This window comes from Enterobacter sp. BNK-34, assembly GCF_048684445.1.
Lineage (GTDB): Bacteria > Pseudomonadota > Gammaproteobacteria > Enterobacterales > Enterobacteriaceae > Enterobacter > Enterobacter pseudoroggenkampii.
Window position 1 is genome coordinate 4657768 of sequence record NZ_JBLQUA010000001.1, and the last position, 13132, is coordinate 4670899.

Genomic DNA, 13132 nt, shown 5'->3' on the forward strand with positions numbered 1-13132 from the left:
TTTCGCTGCATAATGTTTAATGACGATCGAAACGTCAGCGCTAACAATACAGGCTAAAGTTCAGTCGCCAGGCTAGACTTTAGTTCCACAACACTAAACCTATAAGTTGGGGAAATACAATGTTCCAGCAAGAAGTTACCATTACCGCTCCGAACGGTCTGCACACCCGCCCTGCTGCTCAGTTTGTTAAAGAAGCAAAAGGCTTCACTTCTGAAATCACTGTGACTTCCAACGGCAAAAGCGCGAGCGCAAAAAGCCTGTTCAAACTGCAGACTCTGGGCCTGACTCAGGGCACCGTTGTCACCATCTCTGCAGAAGGTGAAGACGAGCAGAAAGCAGTTGAGCATCTGGTTAAACTGATGGCTGAGCTCGAGTAAGTTTCCGGGTTCTTTTAAATATCAGTCACAAGTAAGGTAGGGTTATGATTTCAGGCATTTTAGCATCCCCGGGTATCGCTTTCGGCAAGGCACTGCTGCTGAAAGAAGACGAGATCGTCATCGACCGGAAAAAAATTTCTGCCGACAAGGTTGATCAGGAAGTTGAACGTTTTCTGAGCGGTCGTGCCAAGGCATCTGCGCAACTGGAAGCAATCAAAACTAAAGCTGGCGAAACTTTCGGTGAAGAAAAAGAAGCCATCTTCGAAGGGCACATCATGCTGCTCGAAGATGAGGAGCTGGAGCAGGAAATCATAGCCCTGATTAAAGATAAAGGCATGACGGCCGACGCGGCTGCGCATGAAGTTATCGAAGGTCAGGCAACTGCCCTGGAAGAACTGGATGATGAATACCTGAAAGAGCGTGCGGCTGACGTACGTGACATCGGTAAGCGCCTGCTGCGCAACATCCTGGGCCTGGCCATCATCGACCTGAGCGCGATTCAGGATGAAGTGATCCTGGTTGCCGCTGACCTCACCCCGTCTGAAACCGCACAGCTGAACCTGAAAAAGGTCCTCGGTTTCATCACCGACGCGGGCGGCCGTACCTCCCACACCTCTATCATGGCTCGTTCTCTGGAACTGCCTGCCATCGTGGGTACCGGTAGCGTCACCTCTCAGGTGAAAAATGGCGACTATCTGATTCTGGATGCCGTAAACAATCTGGTTTACGTCAACCCAACCAATGAAGAGATCGATAAACTGCGCGCGGTTCAGGAGCAGGTTGCGACTGAAAAAGCGGAACTCGCTAAGCTGAAAGACCTGCCAGCCATCACCCTGGACGGCCATCAGGTTGAAGTGTGCGCAAACATCGGTACCGTCCGCGACGTTGATGGCGCTGAGCGCAACGGTGCGGAAGGTGTCGGTCTCTATCGTACAGAATTCCTGTTCATGGACCGCGACGCGCTGCCAACGGAAGAAGAGCAGTTTGCTGCTTACAAAGCCGTGGCTGAAGCGTGTGGCTCTCAGGCGGTTATCGTCCGTACCATGGACATCGGTGGCGACAAAGAGCTGCCGTACATGAACTTCCCGAAAGAAGAGAACCCGTTCCTGGGCTGGCGTGCCGTGCGTATCGCGATGGATCGTAAAGAGATCCTGCGTGACCAGGTTCGTGCGATCCTGCGTGCCTCTGCTTTCGGTAAACTGCGCATCATGTTCCCGATGATCATCTCTGTTGAAGAAGTGCGTGCACTGAAGAAAGAGATCGAAATCTACAAACAGGAACTGCGTGACGAAGGTAAAGCGTTTGACGAGTCAATCGAGATCGGCGTGATGGTGGAAACACCAGCGGCGGCGACCATTGCGCGTCATTTAGCCAAAGAAGTTGATTTCTTTAGTATCGGTACCAATGATTTAACGCAGTACACCCTGGCAGTTGACCGTGGTAATGATATGATTTCACATCTCTACCAGCCAATGTCACCGTCCGTACTGAACTTGATCAAGCAAGTTATTGATGCTTCTCATGCAGAAGGTAAATGGACTGGCATGTGTGGTGAGCTTGCAGGCGACGAACGTGCTACACTTCTGTTGCTGGGTATGGGTCTGGACGAATTCTCTATGAGCGCCATTTCCATCCCGCGCATTAAGAAGATTATCCGTAACACGAACTTCGAAGATGCGAAGGTATTAGCAGAGCAGGCTCTTGCTCAACCGACAACGGACGAGTTAATGACGCTGGTTAACAAGTTCATTGAAGAAAAAACAATCTGCTAATCCACGAGATGCGGCCCAATTTACTGCTTAGGAGAAGATCATGGGTTTGTTCGATAAACTGAAATCTCTGGTTTCTGATGATAAAAAAGACTCCGGAACTATTGAGATTGTTGCTCCGCTCTCCGGCGAGATCGTCAACATCGAAGACGTGCCGGATGTAGTGTTTGCTGAGAAAATCGTTGGTGATGGCATTGCTATCAAACCAACTGGCAACAAAATGGTTGCACCAGTTGACGGCACCATCGGTAAAATTTTTGAAACCAACCATGCGTTCTCTATCGAATCTGATAGCGGTATCGAACTGTTCGTTCACTTCGGTATCGACACCGTTGAACTGAAAGGCGAAGGCTTCAAACGTATCGCGGAAGAAGGCCAGCGTGTTAAAGTTGGCGACCCGGTGATTGAATTCGATCTGCCACTGCTGGAAGAAAAAGCCAAGTCTACCCTGACTCCGGTTGTTATCTCCAACATGGACGAAATCAAAGAACTGATCAAACTGTCTGGCAGCGTCACCGTGGGTGAAACCCCGGTTATCCGCATCAAGAAGTAATTCTTGCCGCACAGAAAAATGGCGCCTTCGGGCGCCATTTTTGTTTATGCGGGAAGAATGAGCTCGTCGTAGCCTTTCGACTGGGTATAAAGCATCACGTCCGTCACCCGATCGCCGGCCATGCGAATGGCATCGGCAACGGTTTTCCCCTCAACAATGCCGCTCACCAGCTCTGAACAGAACAGGTCTCCCGTCCCTTTCAGATCGGTTTCTACCCGCGGATGCGCGCTGACGGTCACGCCTTCATTCGTCACCAGCACCACGTGGATGTTTTGCGGGTCGTCAGCGACCGGCGCGCTGGTGATCGCCACCCATTTCAGGCTATCAGAGAGCAGTCCCTGTGCCGCCGCGATGGCGCTTTCCGGCGTGCGGCACGGTTTGCCGCTTAACACTTCCAGTTCATAGACGTTTGGCGTAATCCCCTGCGCCAGCGGCAGCAGGTGCTCCCGATACGCTTCGGGGATCTCGGGCTTCACGTACATTCCGCTGTCGATATCGCCGATAACCGGGTCGACAAGCACCAGCAGGTCGGGATGCTGCGCTTTGACCGCCTTCAGCCACTGCGCCAGCAGAACGATCTGGCTGGCACTGCCCATATAGCCGGTGGTGACCGCTTTAAGCTCGCGCAAGATCTCGCGCTCTTCCAGCGCCTTAAGGTAGCCGCTGAACCACTCGTCGGGGATCACTCCACCATAAAATGTGTCGTAGTGCGGCGTGTTGCTAAACAGTACCGTCGGCACGGCGGTAACGTTCAGCCTGTGGGTACGAATATTCGGTACCGCAATGCTGTTCCCCACGCTGCCGTAAACCACCTGCGACTGCACGGCGACAATATCGGTTTGCTGCGCCCGGGTATTATCCCGGAATAGAATCATCTCCATGACGCTTAAATCCCCGCCCCCTGCGAATAACTCTCTTCACCAAAGACGCCGGTAGACAGATAGCGATCGCCGCGATCGCAAATAATCGCCACCACCACCGCGCCCGGATTTGCCTTTGCTACCCGAATCGCACCCGCTACCGCGCCGCCCGAGCTGACGCCGCAGAAGATGCCTTCTCGCACGGCCAGCTCACGCATGGTATTTTCCGCCTCGCGCTGGTGAAGATCCAGCACCTGGTCCACAAGCTGCGCATTAAAGATGCCGGGCATATACTCCGCAGGCCAGCGGCGAATGCCCGGAATGCTGCTCCCCTCTTCCGGCTGCAGGCCAACAATGGTGACGGCTTTATCCTTCTCGCGCAGAAAGCGCGATACCCCGGTAATGGTGCCGGTAGTGCCCATGCTGGAGACAAAATGAGTGATCCGCCCGTCGGTTTGCTGCCAGATTTCCGGGCCGGTGGTGGTGTAGTGCGCGTACGGGTTGTCCGGGTTATTAAACTGATCGAGCAGTTTACCTTCGCCGCGCTCGGCCATTTCTAACGCCAGGTCGCGCGCGCCTTCCATCCCCTGCTCTTTGGTCACCAGAATCAGCTCGGCTCCGTAGGCACGCATCGCGGCGCGGCGCTCCTGGCTCATGTTGTCCGGCATCAGCAGCTTCATGCGGTAGCCTTTCAGCGCCGCAATCATCGCCAGCGCGATACCGGTGTTGCCGCTGGTGGCTTCAATCAGCACGTCGCCCGGCTTAATCTCGCCGCGCTTTTCGGCCTGGACAATCATCGACAGCGCCGCGCGGTCTTTCACCGACCCCGCCGGGTTATTGCCTTCGAGTTTGACCCAGATTTCGCTGCCGTTGTCTGGCCCCATGCGCTGAAGCTTGACCAGAGGCGTGTTGCCGATGGTGTTTTCGAGTGTATTCACGTTTTTTACTCAATAAAAAAGCCGGGCGCGCGCAGCGATCCCGGCCTACAAGACGCAGTGATAACTGTAGGCCCGGTAAGCACAGCGCCACCGGGCGATAAACATCCTAATAACCTATCAGGCTGACTCCGCCAGAGCAATATCCTCGCGCGTCTCGATGCGCTCCTTGCCGTGATAGATACGGGCGTGCTGCAGACCGACAAACAGGCGCTCTCCCCGGTGCGGCGGCACGTCGTCGCGCATGACCACGGTCAGCGGCTCGGTATACCAGCCCAGGGGCTGTACCACCAATTGGGTGTAGTGACCTTTAGGGCTAGCTTCCAGCACCTGCACCGGCAGCGGTGAATCCAGGCTGGTTCGGCGGCTCACGTCCACTTCCCACGGACGCAGGAACAGATCGACCGGTCCCTGATGCGCGGAGGTATAGCCCAGCGGCCAGCGGTGCGCGCCCACGTGGAACTGCCCACCGCGTATAGTACCCTGAAGACGGTTTACCTCGCCCATAAACTCCAGCACGAAGCGGGTCGCCGGTTCGCGCCAGAGCTGCTCCGGCTCGTCAACCTGCTCAATGTTGCCCTGGCTCATGACCACCACGCGATCCGCGACTTCCATCGCCTCTTCCTGGTCATGGGTTACGAAGACGCTGGTGAATTTCAGCTCTTCATGGAGCTGACGCAGCCAGCGGCGCAGCTCTTTACGCACCTGTGCATCCAGCGCGCCGAAAGGTTCATCCAGCAGCAGAATTTGCGGCTCAACGGCCAGCGCACGCGCCAGCGCCACACGCTGTTTCTGCCCGCCGGACAGCTGGGCCGGGAAACGGTCCGCCAGATGAGCCAGCTGCACCATCTCCAGCAGTTTGGTCACCTTCGCCTTAATGGTTGCCGCATCCGGGCGCTCGCGACGCGGCAGCACGGTCAGGCCAAACGCGATGTTGTCGAACACGGTCATGTGGCGGAACAGCGCGTAATGCTGGAACACAAAACCTACTTTACGATCGCGGGCATGCAGGCGGCTCACGTCGGTGCCGTGAAAGCGGATATGCCCGCTGGTCTGATGCTCAAGCCCGGCGATAATACGCAGCAGCGTAGTTTTACCCGAGCCAGACGGCCCCAGCAGCGCCACCATTTGTCCGGAAGGGATATCCAGCGAGATATCATTCAGCACCTGGGTGCGACCAAAAGACTTCTTAATATTGGCAATCTCAATGCTCATGATTTCCCTCCTGATGCTGACGTTTTTCCTGATTTTCTAAACGCCACTGCACCACACTCTTCAAAAACAGGGTCAAAATGGCCATCAGCGTCAGCAACGCTGCGGCAGTAAACGCGCCGATGGTGTTGTAGTCCTGCTGCAGCAATTCAATCTGTAGCGGCAGCGACAGGGTTTCACCGCGAATGGAACCGGAAACAACGGAAACGGCACCGAACTCGCCAATCGCGCGGGCGTTGGTCAGCACCACGCCGTAAAGCAGCGCCCAGCGAATGTTCGGCAGCGTCACGCGGCGGAACATCTGCCAGCCCGAAGCCCCCAGCAGCACCGCCGCTTCGTCTTCGTTGCTCCCCTGGCTTAACATCACCGGCACCAGCTCGCGCACCACAAATGGACAGGTCACGAAGATGGTAACCAGCACCATACCCGGCCAGGCGAACATGATCTGCAGGTTATGCGCATCCAGCCAGCCGCCAAGCGGGCCGTTGGAGCCGTAAAAGAGCAGGTACACCAGACCCGCCACCACCGGCGATACGGCGAAAGGAATATCCAGCAGGGTCAGCAGCAGCTGACGTCCCGGGAAGTTAAAGCGCGTCACCAGCCAGGCCAGCAGAGTCCCGAACACGAGGTTCACCGGCACGGTGATCAACGCAATCATTACGGTCAACCAGATGGCATGCAGCATATCCGGGTCTGCCAGGTTTTCCAGCGCGGGCATCAGGCCCTTGCTGAACGCCTGAACGAAGATATAAACCGTCGGCACGACGAGAATGAGGGCGGAAACCAGCACGCCCGCCCCAATCAGAAACCATTTACCCCAGTTGATGCGGGGTGCATCGTATCGCTTCAATTGCGTAACTTCCGCCATCAGTGACCTACCACACGTCGACCAAAGCGACTTTGCAGAGTGTTAATTGAGTACAGCAGCAGCAGCGAGGCTGCGAGGATCACCGAGGCAATTGCGCTCGCCGCCGGATAATCAAACTCCTGCAAACGGATGAAAATCATCAGCGAAGTGACTTCCGTTTTCCAGGCGATGTTCCCGGCGATAAAAATCACGGCGCCGAACTCGCCGAGGCTGCGGGTAAACGACAGCGCGACGCCCGCCATCAGCGCCGGAGAGAGCTCCGGCAGCACCACCTTGCGGAAGCTCTGCCAGCGCGTGGCGCCCAGCGTTTCCGCCGCTTCTTCGTATTCCGGACCCAGCTCTTCCAGCACCGGCTGCACGGTACGGACCACAAACGGGATGCTGGTAAAGGCCATCGCCACCGCGATACCGAGCCAGGTATAGGTCACCTTGATGTCAAATTTCGCCAGCCACTCGCCGTACAGCCCGTTCACGGAGAAGAGCGACGCGAGGGTTAAGCCCGCCACCGCCGTCGGCAGCGCAAACGGCAGATCCATCAGAGCGTCAAGCAGCGTGCGGCCCGGGAAGCGATAGCGGGTTAAAATCCACGCCATCAGCAGGCCAAACACGCCGTTAAAAATGGAGGCGACAAACGCCGACAGCAGCGTCACCTTATAGGCCGCCACCACCTGCGGGTTGGTGACCACGTCCCAGTACTGCGCCCAGCTCATCTGCGCAAGCTGCATCACCAGCGCGCTGAGCGGCAACAGCAGGATCAGGCAGACGAACAGCAGGCTGGTCCCGAGGCTTAAGGTAAAGCCCGGCAGCACGCGTTTTGTCGAAACTGCAAACATTACTTATGCCCCGCCGCCAGCAGTTTGTCTAACTCACCGCCGCTGGCAAAATGCGTTTTCATCACATCAGGCCAGGAGCCAAAATGATCTTCCACGCGGAACAGCGCGGTCTGCGGGAATTTATCTTTCAGTTTGTTCATTACGTCCGGGTTGTTCACGCGGTAGTAGTAATCGGTAATGATGGTCTGCGCCTGAGGGCTGTACAGGTAGTTGAGATAGGCTTTTGCCGCTTTCTCGGTACCGTTTGCCTGCACGTTTTTATCCACCCATGCGACCGGGAATTCGGCCAGAATGTTGGTTTTCGGGATAACCACCTCGAAGCCCTGCGCTTCGTACTGTTTGCGGATGTTGTTCACTTCCGATTCAAAGCTGATCAGCACATCGCCGAGACCGCGTTCTGCGAAGGTCGTGGTCGCCCCACGGCCGCCGGTATCAAACACTTCGACGTTTTTCAGGAACTGGGTCATGAACTGCTCGGTTTTGGCTTTATCGTTACCGTCAGCCTTGTCCGCCGCGCCCCACGCGGCTAAATAGGTATAACGCGCGTTACCGGAGGTTTTTGGGTTCGGGAAAATCAGCTTCACGTCGGAACGGACCAGGTCGCTCCAGTCGTGGATATTCTTCGGGTTGCCCTTACGGACCAGAAAGCCCATGGTGGAGTAGAACGGCGAGCTGTTGTTCGGCAGACGGCTCTGCCAGTCCGCCGGAAGCAGCTTGCCTTTGTCGTGCAGGATCTGCACGTCAGTGACCTGATTGTAGGTCACCACATCCGCTTTCAGGCCCTGCAAAATCGCCAGCGCCTGCTTGGACGACCCGGCGTGGGACTGCTTGATGGTCAGCTTATCGCCGTTATTGTCTTTCGCCCACTGCTGTTCGAACGGTGGGTTAAGGGCGGCAAACAGCTCGCGGGAGACGTCATACGAACTGTTTAAAAGTTCAGTCGCCTGCGCCTGTGCCACCAGCAGTAAACCTGCCAGCGCCAGAGTTCCTTTTTTTAGTACAGTAACGGCCATTGCGCACCCTTATAAATGTGATGACTATCTTATAGTCATAATATTTATAACGGGGATGAAAGGAGTAACGGTTTTATATACCGTTTGGTGATTTAGAAGCAGAAAAGGGAATAAGGGGTGCGGGGAAAATTGCCGGGTGGCGCTAACGCTTACCCGGCCTACGTATGGAGAGCGGTTTTACAGCGCCAGCAGACGCTCAACGGACGGCGCAAAGTAGTAGCCGCCGGTCACCGGTTTGGTGAAGCGCAGCATGGCGTCGCGCTTACCGTCGGTATCGCCGAACATGCTCAGCAGCTGCTGCTCAATGTTATACAGGCGCGCGCAGTAGGCGCAGAAGTAGAGGCCGTGCGTGCCGCTTGCGGTACCGTACGGCAGGCTCTGGCGAACAATCTTCAGCCCTTTGCCGTCTTCCTTGAGGTCAACGCGGGTCAGGTGAGAGGTAACGGGACGGTCGTCGCCGTCGATCTCTTCGTTGGCTTCTTTAGTACGACCAATCATCATCTCCTGGTCGTGCACGCTCATACGGTTAAGCTGCTTGAGGTTGTGCTCCCAGCGCTGCACGAACACGTAGCTGCCGCCCGCGTCCACGCCGTCTTTAATCACCGCCACGTCGCGACGAACCTCTTCACCCGCCGGGTTTTCCGTCCCGTCGACGAAGCCGCTCAGATCGCGCTCTTCGACCCAGCGGAATCCGTGAACCTCTTCCTGCACCTCAATGCTGTCGCCAAAGGCCGCCACAGCGGCCTGGGCAACGGAAAAGTTCACGTCGTGACGCAGGGAGAGAATGTGGATCAGCACATCATATTGGGTCGCAGGTGCCAGACCTTTGCCGTAAGGGATGAAGTCCTTCAGCTCTTCCGCCCCTTCGCCACCGCTCAACTGACGCCAGACGTTATTGCCAAAGGCAACAACGGCGCCGAGGTGGGCTTCCGGGAATTTGGCCTGGAAGGTGGCCAGCTTATCAACAAACGCTTTACTGGCCGCACGCAGGGCATCCACGTCCCCCTTAACATTGGCTTCAATCCAAATCGCCGCACGGCAATGTTCTGGCAAAATGCCACTCTGAACCTGAGACATCGCTCCTCCTGAAATAAAGATGCCACGTCAGCGTGGCATTGATGGCGGGTATTATACCCGGATTTCAGCGAGGCGGTTTGTTCAGGCGCAAATTACTGCTTCCAGAGTATTTTGCTCACTTTCCAGCTCTTGAGCGTGTCGTCAGACGGCATCAGTCCTTCCGGTCCGCTCCAGGTTCCGGTGAAGACATAGCTGATGTGCTGGCTGCCTTCCGCCTTACATTCCACCGCGACCTTGTCGTCAGACGGCAAGCTGGTGCAATTGCCAAAAGCCTGCTTATAAAGATCGCTAAACGGGGTCCCTACTTTCACGCCGCTAGCGGTCGGAATATCTTCATCCATCACCGCAATTCGGTTTACCGTGCCTTTGTCACCGTTGATCACCAGCGCCAGCTTATCGCCCTTCAGCGCTTCGTAATAGCGAACAATATTGCCATTCTCCGTTTTCATGCCGCTGCGCAGACGGTAATCGCTGCTGAGCGCATCCTGAATAGCATTCTGATCCAGCGCCGTCGCGGCGGTAATTTTCCCCACGCCCTGCTCGGTCACTTCCGTTGATGAGCCAAACCAGTTCCACGGATACGCGGCGGACCAGTTAATGGAGGAGAGCGTCGAACAGCCGGTCAACGCCAGCGGGAGAGCGCATAAAAGTAAACGCAGCGATTTCATTGAAACGTCCTTTCTAATTAAATCAACGCTTGTTGGAGTGCGACATCGGCAAAAAGTGCCGGATTAATCATCCTGAGGCGCAAAACAGGCGCGAAGACGCGGGTTTGTCAGCAGCCACAGCAGCGCCACAATATCGGCAACCACCAGCGCAACGCCGGTGCCCGTCAGCGGCTCACCGTACCACCAGAGTACCGGCTGCCAGAAGAGCAGCGCAATCTGGGCAAGGATCAGCAGCCCGAGAAGCGCGCGCCACAAACGCGGGATCGCCTGCCGCCGGCCGCTGCACAAAAACGCCACCACCGCCGGTACGCCCGGCAGTAGTCCGAGCCAGAAGGCGTCGTGATCGGGATAAAAGAGATTCAGCAGCGTGTCGCCCTGCCCGCGCGACGCGGCGGCCATCACAAACAGCACCCAGGTCCGGGCCTGGAGCAGCAGAACGCACCAGAATAAAAAGGGCAGCCTGACGCGGCCCTGCGCGTCATAGTCAGCCGGATGGATCTCAGTACTCTTCATCTTCGATCAGACGCTTGCCCAACGTCAGCACGTCAGCATGTTCATAGCCCAGACGCTCATACATGCCCAGTACGACGTCGTTATCTTCCCGCACCATGATCTGGATTTTTGGGCAGCCGCGGGCGATCAGCTTCTTCTCGAGTCGGTTCAGCAGCGCATTGGCAATGCCGCGGCCACGGTATTCCGGGTGAACGCCCAGATAATAGGCCGAGCCGCGATGGCCGTCGTAACCGCCCATTACCGTCCCCACAACCTCGCCATTGACTTCCGCGACCAGAAACAGACTGACGTCATGATTCACCTTACGTTCGATATCCATTTCCGGATCGTTCCACGGACGCAGCAGATCGCAGCGCTCCCAAAGGGTGATCACCTCTTCGAAATCTTCCTGGCGAAAAACGCGTATCTCCATGGTATTAACCGCCTTTTCGGGTTTAAAAACAGTGATTATGGCGCGAAGCACGCCTTTAGCCAATAACCGGGGAAAATCTCGCCAAAATTTGGCATAATGTCACTTTGTCACGTATTGAAATGAAAAGTAAAACAATTCTCGATATGGACTGTCGTAACGGGAAACACGATACGATATAACACCAGGACCCCATTTTTTAGTATTCAGGCCGCATGAGCACATTCAAACCATTAAAAGCACTCACATCGCGTCGTCAGGTTCTCAAAGCGGGGCTGGCGGCCTTAACGTTAACGGGCATCGCAAAGCAGGCTCAGGCGAAAGACGAGAGCACGCTCAAAACCAGTAACGGACACAGCAAACCGAAAGCCAAAAAGCCGGGCGCGAAGCGTCTGGTGATGCTCGACCCAGGGCACGGCGGCATTGATACCGGCGCCATCGGCAAAAACGGGTCGAAAGAAAAACACGTCGTGCTGGCAATTGCAAAAAATGTGCGCGCAATTTTACGCAGTAACGGCATTGACGCCCGTCTGACGCGCTCTGGCGATACCTTTATTCCGCTGTATGACCGCGTAGAGATCGCCCACCAGCACGGTGCGGATCTGTTTATGTCGATCCACGCCGACGGCTTTACCAACCCTTCTGCGGCCGGTGCCTCGGTGTTTGCGCTTTCCAACCGTGGCGCCAGTAGCGCCATGGCGAAATACCTCTCCGACCGCGAAAACCGGGCGGATGAAGTCGCCGGGAAGAAAGCCACCGACAAAGACCACCTGCTACAGCAGGTGCTGTTCGACCTCGTGCAGACGGATACGATCAAAAACAGCCTGACGCTCGGCTCGCATATTCTGAAGAAGATTAAGCCAGTGCATCGTCTGCACAGTAAAGGCACCGAGCAGGCGGCGTTCGTGGTCCTGAAATCACCGTCCATCCCGTCCGTGCTGGTGGAAACCTCCTTCATTACCAACCCGGAAGAGGAGCGACTCCTCGGCACCACGGCGTTTCGTCAGAAGATCGCCAACGCCATCGCCTCCGGCATTATCAGTTACTTCAACTGGTTCGATAACCAAAAAGCGCACTCCAGGAAACGTTAATGAAACCCGATGCTCAACTGGTCAAAATCTTCCTGCTGCAGCTGCAGGATGAGATCTGCCAGAAACTGGCCGCCGCAGACGGCGGTGAATTTCAGGAAGATACCTGGCAGCGCGAGGCCGGAGGCGGCGGGCGCAGCCGCGTGCTGCGAAACGGCGGCATCTTCGAACAGGCGGGCGTGAATTTTTCCCACGTTCACGGCGACGCCATGCCTGCGTCTGCGACGGCACATCGTCCCGAGCTCGCAGGCCGCAGCTTTGAGGCAATGGGCGTCTCGCTGGTGGTGCATCCGCACAACCCGTTTGTGCCGACCAGCCACGCCAACGTGCGCTTTTTCATTGCGGAAAAACCGGGCGCCGACCCGGTCTGGTGGTTCGGCGGCGGTTTCGACTTAACGCCCTATTACGGCTTCGAAGAGGATGCCGTGCACTGGCACACCACCGCGCGGGATCTTTGCCTGCCGTTTGGCGAAGACGTCTATCCGAAATTTAAAAAGTGGTGCGACGACTACTTTTACCTGAAGCACCGCGACGAGCAGCGCGGCATCGGCGGGCTGTTCTTTGACGATCTCAACACGCCGGATTTTGATACCGCGTTCAGCTTTATGCGCGCGGTGGGTGAAGGCTATACCGACGCGTACCTGCCGATTGTCGAACGCCGTAAAAACACCAACTATGGCGTGCGCGAACGTGAGTTCCAGCTCTACCGTCGGGGGCGCTACGTGGAATTTAATCTGGTGTGGGATCGCGGGACGCTGTTCGGCCTGCAGACCGGCGGGCGCACGGAGTCGATTTTAATGTCGATGCCGCCGCTGGTGCGCTGGGAATATGACTGGCAGCCGGAAGCGAACAGCCCGGAAGCCGCCCTTAGCGAGTTTATTCAGATCCGCGACTGGGTGTAGTTTACCTGACCTGATGACGGCTAGCGCCTTATCAGGCCTGCAATGACTGAGGCAC

General features: G+C 56.4%; 15 protein-coding genes. 5 read left to right on the forward strand and 10 right to left on the reverse strand.

Going from position 1 to position 13132, the window contains the following annotated elements:
* Nucleotides 1-119 precede the first annotated feature (119 nt).
* Genes ptsH through crr form a run of 3 tightly spaced genes read left to right on the forward strand, consistent with a single transcriptional unit; the run spans nucleotide 120 to nucleotide 2699 of the window.
* Complete coding sequence (ptsH, locus tag ACMGG5_RS22895) at nucleotides 120-377, forward strand: phosphocarrier protein Hpr (RefSeq protein ID WP_000487600.1); 258 nt, start codon at nucleotides 120-122, stop codon at nucleotides 375-377.
* Nucleotides 378-421: 44 nt separating this feature from the next.
* Nucleotides 422-2149, forward strand: a complete 1728-nt coding sequence (ptsI, locus tag ACMGG5_RS22900) for a phosphoenolpyruvate-protein phosphotransferase PtsI (protein ID WP_032646702.1) — start codon at nucleotides 422-424, stop codon at nucleotides 2147-2149.
* 40 nt (nucleotides 2150-2189) lie between these two features.
* A complete protein-coding gene (gene crr, locus ACMGG5_RS22905) occupies nucleotides 2190-2699 on the forward strand; it encodes a PTS glucose transporter subunit IIA (RefSeq protein WP_003861316.1) in 510 nt (169 codons plus the stop codon).
* Nucleotides 2700-2743: 44 nt separating this feature from the next.
* Here the strand turns inward: crr and pdxK are convergent, their stop codons facing one another.
* The 10 genes from pdxK to ACMGG5_RS22955 form a co-directional block, all read right to left on the reverse strand.
* On the reverse strand, nucleotides 2744-3580 hold the full coding sequence (pdxK, locus tag ACMGG5_RS22910; RefSeq protein ID WP_407858848.1) for a pyridoxine/pyridoxal/pyridoxamine kinase: 837 nt from the start codon (nucleotides 3578-3580) through the stop codon (nucleotides 2744-2746).
* A 5-nt stretch (nucleotides 3581-3585) separates the two neighbouring features.
* Entirely contained in the window at nucleotides 3586-4497 is a 912-nt protein-coding gene (gene cysM / locus ACMGG5_RS22915; RefSeq protein ID WP_370883420.1) for a cysteine synthase CysM, read from the reverse strand.
* A gap of 117 nt (nucleotides 4498-4614) precedes the next feature.
* A complete protein-coding gene (gene cysA, locus ACMGG5_RS22920; RefSeq protein WP_008501607.1) occupies nucleotides 4615-5709 on the reverse strand; it encodes a sulfate/thiosulfate ABC transporter ATP-binding protein CysA in 1095 nt (364 codons plus the stop codon).
* Nucleotides 5699-6574: a sulfate/thiosulfate ABC transporter permease CysW gene (cysW, locus tag ACMGG5_RS22925; RefSeq protein WP_032646707.1), complete on the reverse strand. Its 876-nt coding sequence runs from the start codon at nucleotides 6572-6574 to the stop codon at nucleotides 5699-5701. Before cysW ends, cysA begins: the two co-directional genes overlap by 11 nt.
* Nucleotides 6574-7407 carry a sulfate/thiosulfate ABC transporter permease CysT gene (gene cysT, locus ACMGG5_RS22930; RefSeq protein WP_004123378.1) on the reverse strand — a complete coding sequence of 278 codons (834 nt, stop codon included), beginning with the start codon at nucleotides 7405-7407 and terminating at the stop codon, nucleotides 6574-6576. Before cysT ends, cysW begins: the two co-directional genes overlap by 1 nt.
* Nucleotides 7407-8420 carry a sulfate ABC transporter substrate-binding protein gene (locus tag ACMGG5_RS22935; protein WP_032646709.1) on the reverse strand — a complete coding sequence of 338 codons (1014 nt, stop codon included), beginning with the start codon at nucleotides 8418-8420 and terminating at the stop codon, nucleotides 7407-7409. The genes cysT and ACMGG5_RS22935 overlap by 1 nt, the downstream gene beginning before the upstream one ends.
* A gap of 177 nt (nucleotides 8421-8597) precedes the next feature.
* Nucleotides 8598-9497 carry a Dyp-type peroxidase gene (locus ACMGG5_RS22940; RefSeq protein WP_023332959.1) on the reverse strand — a complete coding sequence of 300 codons (900 nt, stop codon included), beginning with the start codon at nucleotides 9495-9497 and terminating at the stop codon, nucleotides 8598-8600.
* A gap of 92 nt (nucleotides 9498-9589) precedes the next feature.
* Nucleotides 9590-10165: an RpoE-regulated lipoprotein gene (locus ACMGG5_RS22945; RefSeq protein ID WP_024907606.1), complete on the reverse strand. Its 576-nt coding sequence runs from the start codon at nucleotides 10163-10165 to the stop codon at nucleotides 9590-9592.
* Nucleotides 10166-10228: 63 nt separating this feature from the next.
* Complete coding sequence (locus tag ACMGG5_RS22950; RefSeq protein ID WP_420278554.1) at nucleotides 10229-10678, reverse strand: DUF2919 domain-containing protein; 450 nt, start codon at nucleotides 10676-10678, stop codon at nucleotides 10229-10231.
* Complete coding sequence (locus ACMGG5_RS22955) at nucleotides 10665-11090, reverse strand: GNAT family acetyltransferase (RefSeq protein WP_024907604.1); 426 nt, start codon at nucleotides 11088-11090, stop codon at nucleotides 10665-10667. The genes ACMGG5_RS22950 and ACMGG5_RS22955 overlap by 14 nt, the downstream gene beginning before the upstream one ends.
* 212 nt (nucleotides 11091-11302) lie before the next feature.
* Here ACMGG5_RS22955 and amiA point away from each other — a divergent pair, with 212 nt between their 5' ends.
* Together amiA and hemF are read left to right on the forward strand one after the other, a co-directional pair.
* Nucleotides 11303-12178 (forward strand): N-acetylmuramoyl-L-alanine amidase AmiA, encoded by an 876-nt coding sequence (gene amiA, locus ACMGG5_RS22960; protein WP_024907603.1) that lies wholly within the window; start codon nucleotides 11303-11305, stop codon nucleotides 12176-12178.
* Nucleotides 12178-13077, forward strand: coding sequence for an oxygen-dependent coproporphyrinogen oxidase (gene hemF, locus ACMGG5_RS22965; RefSeq protein ID WP_061714679.1), 900 nt, complete (start codon nucleotides 12178-12180; stop codon nucleotides 13075-13077). The genes amiA and hemF overlap by 1 nt, the downstream gene beginning before the upstream one ends.
* The last annotated feature ends 55 nt before the right edge of the window (nucleotides 13078-13132 follow it).